At 69.6% G+C, this 17682-nt stretch carries 15 protein-coding genes; 5 read left to right on the top strand and 10 right to left on the bottom strand.

Features of this window, described 5'->3' with window-relative positions; all coding sequences use genetic code 11:
• Positions 1-4 precede the first annotated feature (4 nt).
• A complete protein-coding gene (locus tag ACFKCF_RS12180; protein WP_394493106.1) occupies positions 5-490 on the top strand; it encodes a GyrI-like domain-containing protein in 486 nt (161 codons plus the stop codon).
• 354 nt (positions 491-844) lie between these two features.
• Here ACFKCF_RS12180 and ACFKCF_RS12175 read toward each other — a convergent pair whose 3' ends face one another.
• From ACFKCF_RS12175 to ACFKCF_RS12155, 5 genes are all read right to left on the bottom strand, one after another.
• On the bottom strand, positions 845-2254 hold the full coding sequence (locus ACFKCF_RS12175; RefSeq protein WP_394493105.1) for an ATP-binding protein: 1410 nt from the start codon (positions 2252-2254) through the stop codon (positions 845-847).
• A gap of 269 nt (positions 2255-2523) precedes the next feature.
• Positions 2524-4158 carry a phospho-sugar mutase gene (locus tag ACFKCF_RS12170; RefSeq protein WP_394493104.1) on the bottom strand — a complete coding sequence of 545 codons (1635 nt, stop codon included), beginning with the start codon at positions 4156-4158 and terminating at the stop codon, positions 2524-2526.
• Complete coding sequence (locus tag ACFKCF_RS12165) at positions 4155-4958, bottom strand: purine-nucleoside phosphorylase (RefSeq protein WP_394493103.1); 804 nt, start codon at positions 4956-4958, stop codon at positions 4155-4157. Before ACFKCF_RS12165 ends, ACFKCF_RS12170 begins: the two co-directional genes overlap by 4 nt.
• Before the next feature lie 3 nt (positions 4959-4961).
• On the bottom strand, positions 4962-6266 hold the full coding sequence (locus ACFKCF_RS12160) for a M20/M25/M40 family metallo-hydrolase (RefSeq protein WP_394493102.1): 1305 nt from the start codon (positions 6264-6266) through the stop codon (positions 4962-4964).
• Positions 6263-7255, bottom strand: a complete 993-nt coding sequence (locus tag ACFKCF_RS12155; protein WP_394493101.1) for an Lrp/AsnC family transcriptional regulator — start codon at positions 7253-7255, stop codon at positions 6263-6265. The genes ACFKCF_RS12160 and ACFKCF_RS12155 overlap by 4 nt, the downstream gene beginning before the upstream one ends.
• A gap of 111 nt (positions 7256-7366) precedes the next feature.
• Between ACFKCF_RS12155 and ACFKCF_RS12150 the strand changes: the two genes are divergently transcribed.
• Positions 7367-8668, top strand: coding sequence for an MFS transporter (locus tag ACFKCF_RS12150; protein WP_394493100.1), 1302 nt, complete (start codon positions 7367-7369; stop codon positions 8666-8668).
• Here the strand turns inward: ACFKCF_RS12150 and ACFKCF_RS12145 are convergent.
• On the bottom strand, positions 8665-9156 hold the full coding sequence (locus ACFKCF_RS12145; RefSeq protein ID WP_313044612.1) for a gamma-glutamylcyclotransferase: 492 nt from the start codon (positions 9154-9156) through the stop codon (positions 8665-8667). The two genes, ACFKCF_RS12150 and ACFKCF_RS12145, sit on opposite strands and share 4 nt — an antisense overlap.
• A gap of 238 nt (positions 9157-9394) precedes the next feature.
• On the opposite strand from ACFKCF_RS12145, the gene ACFKCF_RS12140 reads away from it, so the two are divergent.
• Positions 9395-10783, top strand: a complete 1389-nt coding sequence (locus tag ACFKCF_RS12140) for an NAD(P)H-quinone dehydrogenase (RefSeq protein ID WP_394493099.1) — start codon at positions 9395-9397, stop codon at positions 10781-10783.
• 5 nt (positions 10784-10788) lie between these two features.
• Here the strand turns inward: ACFKCF_RS12140 and ACFKCF_RS12135 are convergent, their stop codons facing one another.
• On the bottom strand, positions 10789-11253 hold the full coding sequence (locus ACFKCF_RS12135) for a MarR family winged helix-turn-helix transcriptional regulator (RefSeq protein WP_394493098.1): 465 nt from the start codon (positions 11251-11253) through the stop codon (positions 10789-10791).
• Between the two features lie 93 nt (positions 11254-11346).
• Between ACFKCF_RS12135 and ACFKCF_RS12130 the strand changes: the two genes are divergently transcribed.
• Positions 11347-12168 (top strand): NmrA family NAD(P)-binding protein, encoded by an 822-nt coding sequence (locus ACFKCF_RS12130; RefSeq protein WP_394493097.1) that lies wholly within the window; start codon positions 11347-11349, stop codon positions 12166-12168.
• A 15-nt stretch (positions 12169-12183) separates the two neighbouring features.
• Here the strand turns inward: ACFKCF_RS12130 and ACFKCF_RS12125 are convergent, their stop codons facing one another.
• Genes ACFKCF_RS12125 through ACFKCF_RS12115 form a run of 3 tightly spaced genes read right to left on the bottom strand, consistent with a single transcriptional unit; the run spans position 12184 to position 15196 of the window.
• Complete coding sequence (locus ACFKCF_RS12125; protein ID WP_394493096.1) at positions 12184-13398, bottom strand: cytochrome P450; 1215 nt, start codon at positions 13396-13398, stop codon at positions 12184-12186.
• A 26-nt stretch (positions 13399-13424) separates the two neighbouring features.
• A complete protein-coding gene (locus tag ACFKCF_RS12120; protein ID WP_394493095.1) occupies positions 13425-14321 on the bottom strand; it encodes an RNA polymerase sigma-70 factor in 897 nt (298 codons plus the stop codon).
• On the bottom strand, positions 14318-15196 hold the full coding sequence (locus tag ACFKCF_RS12115; protein ID WP_394493094.1) for an SDR family NAD(P)-dependent oxidoreductase: 879 nt from the start codon (positions 15194-15196) through the stop codon (positions 14318-14320). The genes ACFKCF_RS12120 and ACFKCF_RS12115 overlap by 4 nt, the downstream gene beginning before the upstream one ends.
• A gap of 193 nt (positions 15197-15389) precedes the next feature.
• Here ACFKCF_RS12115 and ACFKCF_RS12110 point away from each other — a divergent pair, with 193 nt between their 5' ends.
• A complete protein-coding gene (locus tag ACFKCF_RS12110; RefSeq protein WP_394493093.1) occupies positions 15390-17678 on the top strand; it encodes a TIM-barrel domain-containing protein in 2289 nt (762 codons plus the stop codon).
• Positions 17679-17682: the final 4 nt, after the last annotated feature.

The following is a 17682-nucleotide window of genomic DNA, read 5'->3' as shown; positions in this document are numbered from 1 at the left end:
CGACATGCCACAGATCGTCGAATTTCCCGAGCGTCCCTACATCGGGATCCGCAAGACCATCACCATGACCAGCTTCGGCCTGGTCGGGGACCGCATCGGTGAGCTCATCGGCTGGCTCGCCGAGCGCGGGGTGTCCCCGGCAGACGCCCCGTTCTTCAGGTACGACAGCATCAACATGCCGGAGGACCGGCTGGTGGTGCAGGCGGGAGTGCCCGTTCCGGCGCCGGTGGCGGGCGAGGGCGAGATCTTCGCCGACGTCCTGCCCGCCGGCCGCTACGTCACCACCTCCCACCACGGCCACCCGGACCAGCTGATGGACGTCACCTCCGGGCTGCTGAAATGGGCCGAGGAGCAGGGCCTGACCTGGGACATGACCGAAAAGGACGGGACGGAGCACTGGGGCTGCCGCCTGGAGTTCTACAAGACCAACCCGTTGGCCGAGCCCGACCTGAACAACTGGGACACCGACCTCCAGTTCCGCCTGGCCTGAAAGCACGGCCTTCCCGAGGGGCGCGCTTCGCGCGGAGGGCTCAGCCAGCGCCTTGTGGGGGGGGCACGGCCCCCCACACCCCCAGCCCAAAAGCATCGCCTTCGCCAGGGGCGCGCTTCGCGCGTGGAGGGTCAGCCAGCGCCATGTGGGGGGAAGAACCACCACCCCCGTGAGGGGACTCCCTTCCCCTCACGCTCCCCGGTCGCAAGCCCGCCCAGCAAAACGGTCAAATCGAGACCCTCATCGCCAGAACCGAGGGGACACCGCCCGAGTTCGTCTCTGGACGGAGGCTATGGTCGCCTCCGGTACCGGATCCGAAGGACGGAATCCGCGCGGGTTGGACCAAGGGCGCCCTCATCGCCAGACGTCGAGCAGTTTCTCTGGAGTGATGTGGGCGATGCCTTCCACGCGGCACCCGCTGCGGGAGATCGCGTAGAGAGGCGTGGAAGTGTCCGCTCCAGGCATCTTGGAGCGGTGGATGATGAGCTCGCTCAGATCATGATGGTCGAACGGCCGGTCCTCAAGCCACTTCACGGAGCCCACCATGGTGATCGCCTTCGCAACCGGCTCCCGATCGGCCCCGACGATATCGATCTCGGGATCGTTGGTCCTGGTCCAGTATCCGCCGATCGCCCCGGTCCCGTCGGGCAGGTCATCCATGCGGCGGAAAGATTCCTGGATCAGGGGTTCGATGGCCGTTCCTCGCCATGATGTCCACGAAAGGCGGATCCGCTCCAGGACTTTGTCTCCCCGGTCACGTTCGATGTCGGTCAGGCGGGATCCAATGAAGGAAATCCAGAACCGCAGATGCGAGTCGATCACGCGATATCGCGAGTCACGCGATGGGCGCGTCGACAGCGGTCTGTCCACGGCGATCATGCGCTTCTCCAGGAGCAGTTGGAGTGCGCGATTCATCGTCGCACGGGGGATGTCTTGGGTGGCGGCCGCGATATTGGAGTGCGTGCGCTGCCCGGAGCCGATGGCATTGAGGACTTGATGAGCGTGCGCTTCGGGCGGGAACTCGGCAGCCAGAGCGCGCTCTCCGCTGACTATCAAGGCCGAGAGTGGGTCTTCGAGTGCTTGCTGCAGGTACGTCCAGAGCGAACCGCCCTTGGGCCACTCTTCACAGATCATCGGCAGTCCGCCCGAAACCAGATGTGCGTCGAACGCATCCGCCGAGGGCAGGTCGAGCGCCTGCCCAACGTCATATGGCGTGAGAGGGTTGATTACGAAATCGGCGGCTCGCTGGTAGAAGGGGCGGCTATAGGTGTTGATCGCCTCCATCATGGACAGGTCCGAGCCGATGAGGAGCAACAGGACAGGCCGTCTGGAGAATTTTTTGTCGAAGAGCTTCTGGAGCACACCCTCCAACGTTGGATCAGCCTTGATGAGGTACGGAAGCTCGTCGATGACCACGATGCTGGGAGAGTGCTCCGGCAGGGCCTGGGCCAGGAGGGACAGAGCGTCATGCCATGACTCGGGTTGCTTGTCGTCGAAGACGGACGCGGCGGGCAGGTTCGACGCGCGGACCTCCTCAATGAAGGTGCGGAGTTCCCTGCCGAGCGTCTGACCGGTGGCTGTGTAGTAGACGTGGGGCAACTGTGATTGCCGGATGAACTCCTCTGCCAGCCGGGACTTCCCGACTCGGCGGCGCCCCCGCATGAGGAGCGCGCGCCCAGGTCGGTCAAACCGATGACGAGTCGTCTTCTCAAGGGCCCGACCGAGAACGGCGAGCTCTCGTCGCCTGCCGATGAACGGCTCCATCGCTCCTCCCTATGGTCTCAGGAATGAGACTAACTGAGACTTTGGTACTAGTGCATGGACTTCATGGCCCTTGTATCTGCATTGGTCTCACGAATGAGACTTGGCGGCGTCACGCGACTCAGCCCGCCGATGAAGATGCCGTTGGCCGCGGGCATCGGCAGCTCTCACCGAAGCTCATGGTCGCCGGCTTTCAGATCGAGGTGCTCCCAGAGGGCGCTGCCGGAATCCCCCTTGAAGGACGGTGCTGGTGGGTGACCCCGGGAACCGGGTCAGAGGCCCAGAGAAGTGGAGAGGTCGGCCTTCAGGGCGGCGAGGTCGCGGGCGGCCTGCTCGCGGGCCTGCGCGACCTCTCCCGTCACCGGCACGACCACCTCCAGGTAGCACTTCAGCTTGGGCTCCGTGCCCGAAGGGCGGACGACCACGCGGCCGTCCCCCGACAGCAGGTATCGCAGCCCGTCCGTGGGCGGCAGGCCGCCGTCGCCCTTCGACAGGTCGTCCGTACGCGTCACCGCCCGGCCGCCCAGCGCGGCCGGAGGGTGGGCGCGCAGGCGCGTCATGGCGTCGGCGATCAGCGACAGGTCGGACACCCGGAAGGAGAGCTGCGACGTCGCGTGCAGGCCGTAGCGGCGGGCCTGGTCGTCCAGGAGGTCCAGCAGCGTGCGGCCGGAGCGCTTGGCCGCCGCGGCGACGGCCGCGACCGTGAGGGCCGCCCCGATCCCGTCCTTGTCTCGGACGGGCAGGCCCGCGTCGGAGCCGACGCTGTAGCCGATGGCCTCCTCGTAGCCGAAGACCAGCCCCGGACCCGCCTTGATGATCCACTTGAAGCCCGTCAGCGTCTCGCCGTAGCGGACCCCGTGCGCCTGGGCGATCTTGCTCAGCAAGGTCGAGGAGACGATGGTGGTGGCCACCATGCGGTCGCCCGTGGTCTGGGTGATCACGTGCTCGGCCAGCAGGCCGCCGACCTCGTCGCCGGTCAGCATGCGGCACGTCCCGCCCGGCAGCGGGACCCCCACCGCGCACCTGTCGGCGTCGGGGTCGTTGGCCAGGACCAGGTCGGCGTCCAGCTTGGCGGCCAGGGTGATGGCCAGGTCCATCGCCCCGGGCTCCTCCGGGTTGGGGAAGGAGACCGTGGGGAAGTCGGGGTCGGGGTCGCGCTGCTCCTCGACGGCCACCGGGGTCTCGAAGCCGGCGGCCAGGAAGGCGCCGGTGAGCGTGGCGGCGCCCACGCCGTGCAGGGGCGTGTACGCCACGCGCAGGTCGCGGGCCTCGCCCAGGGGCAGGGAGGTCACGGCGGCGAGGTAGTCCTCGACGATGCCCTCGCCGAGGACTGTGAGCGTGCCGGGACCGTTCAGCGGGAGCCGGTCCACCGGGCCGACGGCGTCGATGGCCGCCGAGATCTCGCTGTCGACCGGGGGCACGATCTGGGAGCCGTCGCCCCAGTAGACCTTGTAGCCGTTGTCGCGCGGCGGGTTGTGGCTGGCGGTGACCGTGACCCCGGCGTCCGCATCGAGGTGGCGTACGGCGAAGGCCAGCACGGGCGTCGGCAGCGGACCCGGCAGGAGGGACGCGTGCAGCCCGGCGCCCGTCAGGACGGCGGCCGTGTCACGGGCGAACACATCGGACTTGTGACGGGCGTCGTAGCCGATGACCACGTGCTTGCCCGGCCCGAGCACCTGGGCCAGGCCCGCGGCGGCGCGCATGACGGTGACGCGGTTCATCCGGTTGGGACCCGCGCCCAGCTCACCCCGCAGACCCGCCGTGCCGAACTCCAGCTTGGCCCCGAACCGGTCGCGCAGCGCCTCCAGGTCGCCGGCGTCCAGGAGCAGGGAGAGCTCGTCGCGCGTCTCCGGGTCCGGGTCCTGGGCCAGCCACTCCCGGGCCGCACCCACCAGGTCGGCATTCACAGCCGGTCCACCACCTTGGCGAGCAGGACGCCCATGCGGGCCGCCGTGGCCCGGCCGACCTCCAGGACCTCCTCGTGGTTGAGCGGCTCGCCCGCCAGCCCCGCGCCGGGGTTGGTGACCAGGGAGAGGCCGAGCACCTCCAGGCCCGCCTCCCTGGCGGCGATGGCCTCCAGGACGGTGGACATGCCCACCATGTCGCCGCCCAGCGTGCGCAGCATGCGGATCTCGGCCGGCGTCTCGTACGTGGGCCCGCGGAAGGCCACGTACACCCCTTCGGAGAGACTCGGGTCGACCTCGCGCACCAGCTCGCGCAGGCGGCGCGAGTAGACCTCGGTGAGGTCGATGAACGTGGTGCCGGTGATCGGGTTGGCCCCGGTCAGGTTGATGTGGTCGCTGATCAGGACCGGGTCGCCGACGTCCTGCGTCTCGGGGCGCAGGCCGCCGGCGGCGTTGGTGAGCACGAGCGTGCGTACGCCGGCCGCAGCCGCCGTACGCACTCCGTGGACGACCGCGTCCACCCCGAGCCCTTCGTAGAGGTGCGTGCGCCCGAGGAACACCAGCGCGTGCCGCCCCGCCAGGGTGCGCACGACGCGGATCTTGCCGCCGTGCCCCGCCACGGCGGGCGCGCGGAAACCGGGCAGATCGGTGAACGGGACCTCGCTCACCGTCTCGCCGATGGCATCGGCGGCGGGCACCCACCCCGACCCCATGACGAGCGCCACGTCGAAGGTGCCGAGGCCGGTCGCGCTCTTGAGAGCCGCGGCGGCCTCATCTGCCAGGGTGTATGCGTCGTTGGTCACAACTCAGTAGTTTAGGAGCAGCCTGTCCAGGACCCGCACCCCGAACTGCAGGGCGTCCACCGGCACCCGCTCGTCCACGCCGTGGAACATCGAGGCGAAGTCCATGTCGGCGGGCAGCCGCAGCGGCACGAAGCCGAACCCGCGCACCCCCAGGTCCGCGAAGAACGTCTTGTTGTCGGTGCCGCCCGACATGCAGTACGGGATCGCCCGCGCCGCCGGGTCCTCGGCCTTGAGCGCCGCGATCATCGACTCGACCAGCGCCCCGTCGAACGTCGTCTCCAGGGCGATGTCGTGGTGCACGAACTCGCGCCGGATCTTCGGCCCGAGCAGCGAGTCGACGGTCTTGAAGAAGTCCTCCTCGAACCCGGGCAGGAACCGCCCGTCGACCACCGCCGTGGCCTGGCCGGGGATGACGTTCGACTTGTAACCGGCGTTGAGCTGCGTCGGGTTGGTGGTGTTGCGCAGCGTGGCGCCGACGAAGCGGACGAGCGGCCCGATCCTGTCCAGGATCGGCTGCGGGTCGTCCTCGTCGAACGGGATCCCGAACGCGTCGGCGACCTCGGTGAGGAACTGCCGCACGGTCGGCGTGTACGTGAGCGGCCAGTCGTGGTCGCCGATCCTGGCCACGGCCTTGGCGACCTCGGTGACGGCGTTGTCGGAGTTGAGCATCGAGCCGTGCCCGGCCGTGCCGTCGGCGATGAGCTTCATCCAGGCCAGGCCCTTCTGGGCCGTCTCGATCAGGTAGAGCCGCAGCGACGGGTCCACCTCCAGCGAGTAGCCGCCGACCTCGCTGATCGACTCGGTGACGCCCTCGAACAGCTCGGGGTGGTTCGCGGTGAGGTACTTGGCGCCGTAGACGCCGCCGGCCTCCTCGTCGGCCACCCACGCGAACACGAGGTCGCGGCGCGGCCGGCGCCCGTCGCGCTTGAGCTGGCGCAGCACGGCCAGCATCATCGCGTCCATGTCCTTCATGTCCACGGCTCCGCGGCCCCAGATGTAGCCGTCGCGCACCTCGCCGCCGAAGGGGTCGACGGACCAGTCGGCCGCGTTGGCGGGCACGACGTCGAGGTGCCCGTGCACGAGCAGGGCGGGCAGCGACGGGTCGGTGCCCTCGACCCGGGTGATCACGTTGCCGCGGCCGGGCTCGCTCTCGATGTACGTCGAGTCGATCCCGACCTCGGCCAGCCTGGCCATGACGACCTCGGCCGCGGCCCGTTCGCCGGGGCCCGTGCCGTCCCCGTAGTTGCTGCTGTCCACGCGGATCAGCTCTGCGCAAAGGTCGGCGACCTCGTTCTCGGCGGGTGTCATGGCGTCTTCTCCCAACGGTGATCCAACGTGAGCAATCCGGACTTGTGAAGGTGGCCGCGCTTGTAGGCGCGGGTGATCAGGGTGAGGTCGCTGTCGGTGATCTCGTCGTACTGTCCGACGACGCCGGTCATGAAGCGGTAGAGGTCGGCCTCGTGCGCGGCCACGACCTGCACGATGAGGGAATGGGTGCCCGAGGTGGCGGCGCAGTAACGCACGCTGGGGTGTCCGGCCAGCCGCTGCCCGACCAGGTCCAGCCCGTACGGCCGGACCTTCAGCCACAGCATGGCCTCGACCTCGAGCCCGAGCAGCGCGGGCTCCACCTCGGCGCGCGGCAGCAGCAGGCGCCGCTCGATCAGCGAGGTCACCCGCCTGCGCGCGGTCGGCACAGAGACGTCGAGGCGTTCGGCGACGGAGGTGAAGGCGATCCTGCCGTCGGCGGCCAGCAGCCGGGCGATCTCCTCCTCCAGGGGCGACAGGCCCTCCTCGTCGGGCAGGCACTCGGGTGGGGGCGCGGGCCGTAGCTCGAGCACCTCCTCCTCGCTGAGGTAGGGCGCGTGCCACTCGGCCACGGTCCTGAACGTGTGGAGCACGACCTGGGCCTGCGTTTGCCGCACGCCGTAGATTTCGGACATCTGCGTGGCCAGTACGTGGTGCAGATCCTCGCGGGACGGGGAGACCAGCTCACAGCCGATGTCGGCGGCGCCGGTCAGCGCGTAGACCGAGCGCGTGTCGGGCCGGTCGGCCAGCGCCTCGGCCACCTTGCCCGCCGTGCCGGGGCGTACGTGAACGTGCAGGTGGACGGGCCGCCCGTGGCCGGTGCGCAGGTCATCGTAAATGGCCGTGACCCGGACGATCCCCTCGGAGATCAGGCGCTGCAGCCTCCTGGCGACCGTGCGTTCGTGCTCGCCGACGACCCGGCCGATCTCGCCCCATGAGGCGCGCGGGCTGACCTGGAGCGCGGCGACGAGGCGCCGGTCGAGAACGTCCACCTGCAACCTGTTCTGTGTCGGGTTTGTAAATATCTGGCCAGAGATTTGACTGTTTCGGTCGTCCAACTGCACAGTAAGCCATCTCCGCACTTTGCAGCAAAGGAGCCCCCCGTGGCGACCTCCCCCGTGGCACAATCACCGGTCGGCATTCCGAAGAGTCGTGTCCGCCAGCTCATGGCGGCCAGCATCGGCAACGTCGTGGAATGGTACGACTGGTACGCATACACGTTCCTCGCGACGTACTTCTCCGCCCAGGTCTTCCCCAAGAGCGAGGGCGGCCTCGTGGCGCTGCTGAGCGCCTACGGGGTGTTCGCGGTGGGCTTCTTCATGCGCCCGCTGGGCGGCCTGCTGGTCGGCGCGTTCGCCGACAGGTTCGGGCGCAAGGCCGCGATGACCTTCACGATCGTGCTGATGGGTGTCGGGTCGCTGCTGCTCGGCGTGACGCCGACGTACGAGGCCGTCGGCCTCCTGTCGCCGATCATCCTCACCCTCGCCAGGCTCATCCAGGGCCTGTCCGTGGGCGGTGAGTTCGCCGCCGCGACCACGTTCCTGGTGGAGTCGGCCCCGCCCGGCCGGCGCGGCCTCTACTCGAGCTTCCAGTACGTCAGCACCACCATCGGCCAGCTGCTGGCCTCCGGGCTGGCCGCGCTGCTCGCCTCCATCCTCATCAAGGAGGACATGGCCTCCTACGGCTGGCGCATCCCGTTCATCGTGGGCGCCGTGATCAGCCTCGTGGGCCTGTGGATCCGCAAGGGCGCCGACGAGACCTCGGCCGTGGCCGAGGAGATCCAGCGCGGTGAGGTCAAGCGGCCGAAGCTGTTCGAGTTCCTGGTGGGCTACCCGAGGGCGGCCGCCACGATCGTCGGCATCACGATCGCGGGCACCGTGGCGTACTACACCTGGACGAGCTTCCTGCCGATCTACGCGCAGATCACGGTCAAGTTCGACCCGGCGCAGTCGCTCCTGGTCGGCACGATCTCGCTGCTGGTCTTCATGGTGCTGCAGCCGCTGCTCGGCATGCTGTCGGACCGCATCGGGCGCAAGCCGATGCTGATCACCTTCGGTGTCGCGTTCGTGGTCCTGCCGGTTCCGCTGCTCAGCACGCTGGGCAACTCGTTCGGGAGCCTGCTGGCCGTGCAGCTGATCGGCATGCTGTTCCTGGGCTGCTTCACCTCGATCTCGGCCGCGGTGAACTCCGAGCTCTTCCCGACGAGGGTGCGCGCGGCCGGCGCCGGCTTCCCGTACTCGCTGACTGTGGCGATCTTCGGTGGCACCGCGCCGCTCATCGGCACCGCGCTCAAGGACGCCGGCAACGTCGGGGTGTTCCCCTATTACATGTCGGCGCTGGCGCTGATCTCGACGCTGGTCTACATCTTCGTGCTGAAGGAGACCAAGGACCAGCCGCTGCGTTAACCGCCGTAAGAGGTGCAGGGGCGCTCCCGCAACTCCTTGACGTAGTCGTCGGGGGCGCCCGCCCGCTCCGCCGCCTCGGCCAGGCTGCCGAGGTAGCGGGCCGACGGCAGGCCGCCCTCGTAGCCGTCGAGCACGTAGAACCAGGCCACGACCTCCCCGTCGAGGGTCTGCACCCGCAGCCGCACCTTGTGGTACGCCCCGCGCAGCGCGCCCTCCCACTGGTCGAGTGAGGTCTCCTCCCAGTCGGGCACGTCGTAGAGCACCACGAACACGTGCTCGTCGGGGTCCTCGACGATCGTGGCGATCGCGCCCTCCCAGGTGGGGTCGCTGCCGCCGAAGGTCAGCCGCCAGCCCGTCAGCCAGCCGACACCCCAGATGGGGGAGTGCGGAGCGCGCATGGCCATCTGCTCCGGGTCCATGTTCGAGCCGTACGCGGCATAAAGCCTGGGCTCATTCGGCTTTCCTGCAGGACCTGAAAGCCACGCCACGGTCCACCCCTCTCGGCGGGTGCTGCACGTCATCCGGCTACCGCGCCATCCTGCCACGCTGGGCGGCCGACTCGGTCCATCCCTTCGGATGTGGGGACGACGTGTCATCCCTCCGTCACCGAGCGGCATGATAGCAGCCGACCTGATCTTGAACCCGCTGTCCGCCCTGTATCGGGCGTGTGCGGGTGGCAACGGCCCAGTTGCAGCCTTACCGATACCATGCGGGACAATGGGTTACGTGACGAGGATCGTGATCATCGGTGGCGGACCTGGCGGCTACGAAGCGGCGCTGGTGGCCGCGCAGCTAGGCGCGCAGGTGACGATGATCGAGCAGGACGGCCCGGGTGGCGCGTGCGTGCTGACCGACTGCGTGCCCTCCAAGACGCTGATCGCGACCTCGGTCCGCAAGCAGGCGCTGCTCGACGCGCCGTCGCTGGGCGTGGCGTTCTCCGGCGGGCCCGACGGCGACGCGGGCGTGGTCGGGGTCGACCTGCCGCTGGTCAACAAACGGGTGAAGGAGCTGGCCCAGGCCCAGTCCGCCGACATCGCCACCCGGGTCGAGGCCGAGGGCGTCGAGATCATCAGGGCGCGCGGGCGGCTGGTCGACCCGCAGGTGGTCCGGGCGGGCGACCGTACGATCAAGGCCGAGGTCGTGATCGTGGCCACCGGCGCGACGCCGCGCGTGCTGCCCGGCGCCGAGCCCGACGGCGAGCGCATCCTCACCTGGCGCCAGCTCTACGACCTGGAGGAGCTGCCCGAGCACCTGATCGTGGTCGGCTCGGGCGTGACGGGCGCGGAGTTCGCGGGCGCGTACCGCTCGCTCGGCTCGGAGGTCACGCTGGTCTCCAGCCGCGACAGGATGATGCCCAACGAGGACGCCGACGGCGCCGAGGTCCTCGAAGAGGTCTACCGCCGGCGCGGCATGAACGTCATGGGCCGCTCGCGCGCCGCCTCGGTCAAGCGCACGGACGACGGCGTGGTCGTGACCCTGGAGGACGGCCGCACCGCCGAGGGGTCCCACGCGCTGATGACGGTCGGCATGATCCCCAACACCGCCGGCATCGGCCTGGAGGAGGCCGGGGTCCAGCTCGACAAGGGCGGCTTCATCAAGGTCGACAAGGTCTCGCGCACCTCCGCGCCCGGCGTCTACGCGGCCGGTGACTGCACGGGCGTGCTCATGCTGGCCTCGGTGGCGGCCATGCAGGGGCGCATCGCGGTCTGGCACGCGCTCGGGGAGGCCGTCCAGCCGCTGCGGCTGGCCACGGTGGCCTCCAACATCTTCACCGACCCGGAGATCGCGGCCGTCGGGGTCGCCCAGCAGTCCATCGAGGCGGGCGAGATCGAGGCCAACGTGGTCAAACTGCCCCTGGCCACCAACGCGCGGGCGAAGATGCAGGGGTTCAACGACGGCTTCGTCAAGCTGTTCTGCCGGCCGCACACCGGGATCGTGCTGGGCGGCGTGGTGGTGGCGCCGCGCGCTTCCGAGCTGATCCTGGCGGTGTCCGTGGCGGTGCAGCAGCGGCTGACCGTCGATCAGCTCGCGCACACGTTCGCCGTTTACCCGTCGCTCTCGGGCTCCATCACCGAGGCCGCCCGCCGCCTCATGCAGCCGGGCGTCGCCATCTGACCCCTTCAGCTCTCCTTGGCGAGGCGATCGGCCTGGGCGCGGCCCACTTCGGCGGCCCGGTGCAGGTAGTCGGCGATGACGGTCAGTTCCGTGTCGCTGTACCGCTCCAGCACCTCGCCGAACGCCTTGCCCGGTAGCTCCCAGGCCGCGCCGATCCTCTCCTGCGCCGAGGGCGCCAGGGCGACCAGGGCCCGCCTGCGATCGGCCGGGTCCGGGTGCCGCACCACCAGGCCCGCCTTCTCCAGCCGATCCACCAGGCGGGTGGCGGAGCCGGGCGTCAGGCCGGTCAGCCGCGCGATCTCGCCGGTGCTGACCGGCCCCGACTCCAGATCCAGCAGCGCCACGCACTGCAGGTCGGTGGAGTGAATCCGCAGGTGGTCGGCCAATGCCTGGTTGAACAGCACGTACGCCGCGTAGTGCCGCTGGCTCTCGTCCATGATCTGCTTCAGCGTTTCGGCTCGGTTTGACACCTGACAGTCCCATGCCTCACATTTATGTGCGTCACACAACCTTTGCGTGACGCACTTTTTGCGTCATGCTCACATCTTAAGGCATGTCCCGATATGACCATTCTTGTTACCGGGGCTCGTGGCGCTGTCGCCACCGAGCTCATCGCCCTCCTGCGTCAGCGCGGCCTGCCCGTCCGCCCTGCTTCAAGCCGTCCGGGCGACCCGTCGATCGCCACCTGCGACCTCACCGACCCGGCCACCTTCCCCGGCGTCCTCGCGGGTGTCAGCTCGATCTTCCTGTACGCCGAGCCCTCGCATATCGACGCCTTCGTGAAGGAGGCCGTCACCGCCGGAGTGGAGCACATCGTGCTGCTCTCGTCGTCCGCCGTGCTCGCCCCGGACGCCGAGACCCACCCGCTGGCCAGGCCCCACCTCGACGTCGAGCGGGCCCTGACCGCCGCCCCCGTCCGGAGCACGCTGCTGCGTCCTGGCGCTTTCGCCGGCAACGCCATGGCCTGGGCCTGGCCCATCAAGGCCGGTGCCCCGGTGAGCCTGCCCTACCCGGGGTCCTACAACGATCCCATCCACGAGGCCGACCTCGCCGAAGCGGCCGCCGCCGTCCTGACCGACCCCGCCGTGAGCGGCCGGACCTACGCGCTGACCGGCCCCGAGTCGATCACCTGCGCCGAGCAGATCGACATCCTCGGCCGGGTGACCGGCCAGGACATCGCCATCCGGCACGTCACCCGCGAGGAGTGGAAGGCGGAGATGGCCGACTACGTGTCCGGCCCCCTCGCCGACGCGCTGCTGGACTGGCAGCGCGCGAACGACGGCGTTCCGACCGAGGTCACCGCGGACCTCGAGCGGCTGATCGGGCGGCCCGGCCGCACGTTCGCCACCTGGGCGCAGGAGCACGCGGCCGCCTTCAAACCCTGACGGCAGCAGGGCCGGTCACCAGGTGACCGGGAGTTCGTAGGCGCCGTAGATGACGGCGTCGGTCTTGAACGGCAGGTCCTCGACCGGTACGGCGAGCCGCAGGGTGGGGATGCGGCGGAACAGCGTGTCGAAGACGATCTGCAGTTCCATCCGGGCCAGGTTCTGGCCCAGGCACTGGTGCGGGCCGAAGCCGAAGGCGAGGTGGTGGCGGGCTCCGCGCTCGACATCCAGTTCGGCCGGATTCTTGAACACCGCCGGGTCCCAGTTGGCCGACAGGCCGGAGACGATGACGCCCTCGCCGGCCTTGATGCTCACCCCACCGATCCGCACGTCCTCGGTGGCCACCCGGGCGGCGACCGTGTCGGCGATGGCGAAGTAGCGCAGCAGTTCCTCCACGGCCAGGGGCGTTCTGCCGGGGTCGGCCGTGATCAGGGCCAGTTGCTCGGGGCGGGTGAGCAGCCCGATCACGCCGAGCGAGATCATGTTCGCCGTGGTCTCGTGGCCGGCGGTCAGCAGCAGGAAGGCCATGCTCACCAGGTCCGCGTGGTCGAGGGTGCCCTCCTGGCGTCGCCTGGCGATCTGCCGGCTGAACAGGTCGTCGCCGGGTTCGGCCTCCTTGCGGGTGATCAGGTCGTCGATGTAGGCACGCAGTTCGGCGAAGGCTCGCCGGCGGTCCTGCGGCGAGGAGGTCCGGCGCACCGCCACGGCGGTACAGCTCTGGAAGAAGTCGTGGTCGGTGTAGGGCACGCCGAGCAGTTCGCTGATGACCAGTGAGGGCACCGGTAGGGACAGCGCCTGCACCAGGTCGACCGGGCGATGGCCGGTGGCGAGCAGGTCGTCGACGAACCGGTCGACGATGGCCTGGATCCGCGGGCGCAGCGCGGCCAGCCGCTTCACGGTGAACTCGCCGATCAGCGGACGCCGGGCCGCGGCGTGTTCCGCGCCGTCCATGCCGACCATCAACGGCGGCTGGCTGCGGAGCTGCTCCAGGGTCTCCGCATCGACGTTGAAGAGCGGAAAGCCGTCCTTGCGCCGGTCGGAGGAGAAGCGGCGATCGGCGAGGACGGCACGGCCCTCCTCGTGCCCGGACACCCACCACACCTCAGTGCCGCTCGCCAGGCGGACCTTGCTGATCGGCGCCTGCTCGCGCAGCCGTTCGTACTCGGCCGGCGGGGCGAACGGGCAGCCGCGTTCGACCGGCAACTGCAGGCCGGTAACGCTCTTCGTCATGAACGACCTCCCGGTCATGGGTCTCTTCAGTGCAGGGTGAGCGGGGTCTCGGACGCGATGCGGGTCAGCTTGTGCGGGTTGCGGACGTAGTAGAGGCCGGTCACGCGGCCGTCCCCGACACCGATCGCGACGACGCCGTCGATCTCGCCGTCCACGCGGAGGATGAGTGCCGGGCTGCCGTTGACCACGGTGGGCTCACCGGTGAGCGCGACGCCGGCCTTGCCGATGCCGCCGACGATGAAGCGGGCCACCTTGCCGGCGCTGACGACGGGCCGGGGCGCGGCCTGCTTGATGCCGCCACCATCGCTCACCAGGACGACGTCGGGGGCCAGCACGTCCAGCAGCCCCTGCAGGTCCCCGGCTTCGAGCGCGCGCCGGAACGACTCCAGGGCCGCCCGGGTCTCGCTCGGGGAGACCGCCTCGCGCGGGCGGCGGGCTTCGACGTGCTGGCGGGCCCGGTAGGCGATCTGGCGGACGGCCGCCGGGCTCTTGCCGACGGCGGCCGCGATCTCGTCGTAGCCGACGGCGAAGGCCTCGCGCAGCACGAAGACGGCGCGCTCGGTCGGCGACAGCGTCTCCAGGACGAGCATGAGCGCCATCGACACGCTCTCGGCGAGCTCGACGTCCTCGGCCACGTCCGGCGTCGTGAGCAGCGGCTCGGGCAGCCAGGAGCCGACGTACGCCTCCCTGCGGAGCTTCATGCTGCGCAGGCGGTTGAGCGCCTGCCGGGTGGTGATCCGGATCAGGTAGGCGCGCTGGTCGTGCACCTGATCCAGATCGGCCTTGACCCAGCGCAGCCAGGTTTCCTGCAGGACGTCTTCGGCGTCGGCCGCCGAGCCGAGCATCTCGTAGGCGACAGTGAAGAGCAGGTTGCGGTAGGAGAGGAAGGTCTCGGTCGCCGGGTTGGTGGTCTGATCGCTCATCTGTCGTCTTTCTCCGTGGCCGAGCGCTGGGTGCCGGCGGCCGGCGTGCCCTGCGCCTGTGCTGAAAGATCCTGCCAGTCGGCCCAGGTCTTGAGCCGGTCGGCGTAGGCCTGCTGGATCATCGGGTAGAAGCCCTGGCCGAAGAGCACCCGCAGGGGCGGATTGTCGGAGTCGACGAGCTTGAGGAGCGCCTGGGCCGCGGCGGCGGGGTCGCCTGCGGGCTGCTTTCCGGCGATCGCGCCGAGGCGCCGGCGGAGACCGTCGTAGGCCGGGTCGGCCTGGGCCATGTGGCCGTTGGCGAGCGGGTCCGGGTTCTTGCCGGACCTGGTGGCGAAGCCGCCGGGCTCGATGATGGTCACCTTGACACCGAAGTCGGCGACCTCGCCGGCGAGGGCTTCGTTCAAGCCTTCGAGGGCCCACTTGGAGGCGTGGTACGCGCCGCCGAGCGGCATGGCGATGACCCCGGCCGCCGAGGACAGCTGGATGATGTGCCCCGAGCGCTGCTCGCGCAGATAGGGCAGCGCGGCCTGGATCACCCACACCGCGCCGAACACGTTGGTCTCCATCTGGTCGCGCAGCTCCTGCTCGGTCAGCTCCTCGATCGCGCCGACCTGGGCGTAACCGGCGTTGTTCACGATGACGTCCAGACGGCCGAAGTGCTCCTTGGCCCGCTTCACGCTCTCGAAGACGGCGGCCTTGTCGGTCACGTCCATCTCGAGCGGGAGCACCGCGTCGCCGTAGGCGGCGACCAGCTCGTCAAAGCTTCCGGTGGTCCGCGCGGTCGCGGCCACCTTGTCGCCCCGGGACAGGGCGGCCTCGACGAAGTTGCGGCCGAGGCCGCGCGACGAACCGGTGACGAACCAGACCTTGCTCATGATGTCTTTCCGTTCCTTCTGTCTGCTGTTTTCACCCCCAAGACACACGGCCCGGCGGAGATGTAACACCCACCGGATGTGACCTGTGTCTCTCTTGACTTGGGGACGTGATGGGGCGGATACCGTTGACGTTTGTTGGTATGGACAGCAAACTAATTCACGAGTTTGGCGCAGCTGTTCATAAGGAGCTTCCATGCCCTATCGCCCCCCATTGGTCGCGCATGAGTACTTCGTCGCGGATCCGCCCGAGCTTCCGGTTCGCGGGCGAGGCGAGGGTGGTCTGTCGGCGGTGACCACCGCGGAGCTGGTCGCGGCCGACGGCGCCGAGGTGATGGTGAAAGCGGTCACCACGGCGGAGGAGACGCTGGTCGTCCAGGTGGGAGTGGCCGGTGAGGGAGTCATCCGGGTGCGGCTGTCGGAGGACGCGACCGCCAGGCCGCGCTCGGAAGGGGCCATCTCCCTGGTGACCCCCGGCACGTATCCAGGGGCACGTGCCGGGGTCGCGCCGGGCGAGCCGATCGTGATCGACGCGGGCTCGCTGCGGGCCGAGATCAGCTTGGCGCCGTGGCACCTGAGGTTCACGGACGCGACCGGTAGGACGCTGGTCGAGCAGGATCGGGGGCACACCGACATCAGCGGACGGCTGCGTACGCTGCCCTTCGGCCGCTCCAGCGTCAACGACGGCCCCGTCGCCTACCACGAGAGCTTCGCCGCCGCGCCCGACGAGGCCTTCAGCGGGTTCGGGGAGTCGTTCACACGGTTGGACAAGCGCGGCCAGCGCCCGCTCATGTGGAACTTCGACGCCTTCGGCGCCGAGTCGCAGCGCGCGTACAAGAACATCCCCCTGTACGTCTCCAGCAAGGGCTACGGGGTGCTGGTCGACAGCGGGGCCCCGACGGAGTTCGACGTGTGCCAGTCCACGCACAGCGTCGTGCAGATCCTCGTGCCGGACGACGTGATGGACTACTACGTGATCGCCGGGCCGACGCCGTCGGAGGTGCTGGACCGTTACGACCTGCTGACCAGCCGCCCCTCGCTGCCGCCGAAGTGGGCGTTCGGGACGTGGATCTCCTCGGGGTTCTGCGTGGACAGCCAGGAGCGGGTGCTGGCCAGGGCACGGACGATCAGGGAGCGCGGCATCCCGTGCGACGTGCTGCACCTGGACACGTACTGGCAGAGCGACGGGCACTGGTCGGACCTGCAGTGGGACCCCGTGAACTTCCCCGACCCGGACGCGATGCTGGCCGAGCTCAAGGGGATGGGGTTCCGGGTCTGTCTGTGGATGAATCCGTATATCTCCCACCTGAGCCCGGCCTTCGCGCAGGCGTCTGATGCCGGATATTTCTTGAAGAATCAGGCGGGGGAGACCTACGTCGCCGACTGCTGGCACGGCTCCTTCCCGGCGTGCGGGATCGTGGACCTCACCAACCCGCAGGCCGTCGAATGGTTCCAGGGCCTGCTGCGCGACCTCCTGCGCCAGGGCGTGGACACGTTCAAGACCGACTTCGCCGAGGGCGTGCCCGCCGACTCCGTGGCCTTCAACGGCATGAGCGGCACCGACCTGCACAACGTCTACACCCTGCTGTTCAACGACGCCGTCGCCGCCGTGACCCGTGAGGTGCACGGCCACGAGCTGGTCTGGGCCCGCTCCTCCTACCTCGGCGGCCAGCGCCACAGCGCCCAGTGGGGCGGCGACACCTACACCAGCTACGCCGCCATGGGCAGCACGATCAGGGGCGGCCTCGCGCACGGCCTGTCCGGCGTGCCGTTCTGGAGCCACGACGCCGGCGGCTTCACCGGCCGGCCCACCGACGACCTGTACGTGCGCTGGACCCAGTTCGGCGCGCTCTCCCCGCTGCTGCGCCTGCACGGCACGACCACCCGCGAGCCGTGGGAGTTCCCGGCCGTCGAGGAGCAGGCCGTCAGCGCGCTGAAGCTGCGTTACCGGCTGATGCCCTACATCTACACGGCGGCCGTCGAGGCGGCCCGCACCGGCGCGCCCATGATGCGGGCCCTGTGCGTGGACTACCCCGACGACCCGGTGGCCTGGCAGGCCGACCTGCAGTACCTGCTCGGCCGGGACCTGCTCGTCGCCCCCATGATCGCGCCCGAGGGCACCCGCCAGGTGTACCTTCCGCGCGGCACGTGGGTCGACTACTGGACGGGTGAGGTGCTGGAAGGTTCCCGCTACGTCACGGTCGGCAAGCCGCTCGACCAGATCCCCCTCTTCGTCCGGCACGGCGCGCTCATCCCGATGGTCACCGACCCAGGGGACACGGTGGACGTGCCGGCCGAGATCACTCTCGTCGCCTTCGGGGGCGGCGACGCGACTGCGGAAATCCACGACGCGGACGGCGTGACGGTCGCCGTCGCCACAAGGGACGGCGATGTGCTGCGCGTCGCCGTCACCGGCCCGAAGCGCGTCACCGGGGTCGAGATAGCCCCGGTGGCCGGTGCTCCCGCGCGGGCCGAAATTTCGTAACACC

The organism is Nonomuraea sp. JJY05, from assembly GCF_043496855.1.
Classification (GTDB): Bacteria; Actinomycetota; Actinomycetes; order Streptosporangiales; family Streptosporangiaceae; genus Nonomuraea.
Note: the sequence above shows the minus strand (reverse complement) of the source record. Positions and strands in the feature narration are given on the sequence as shown.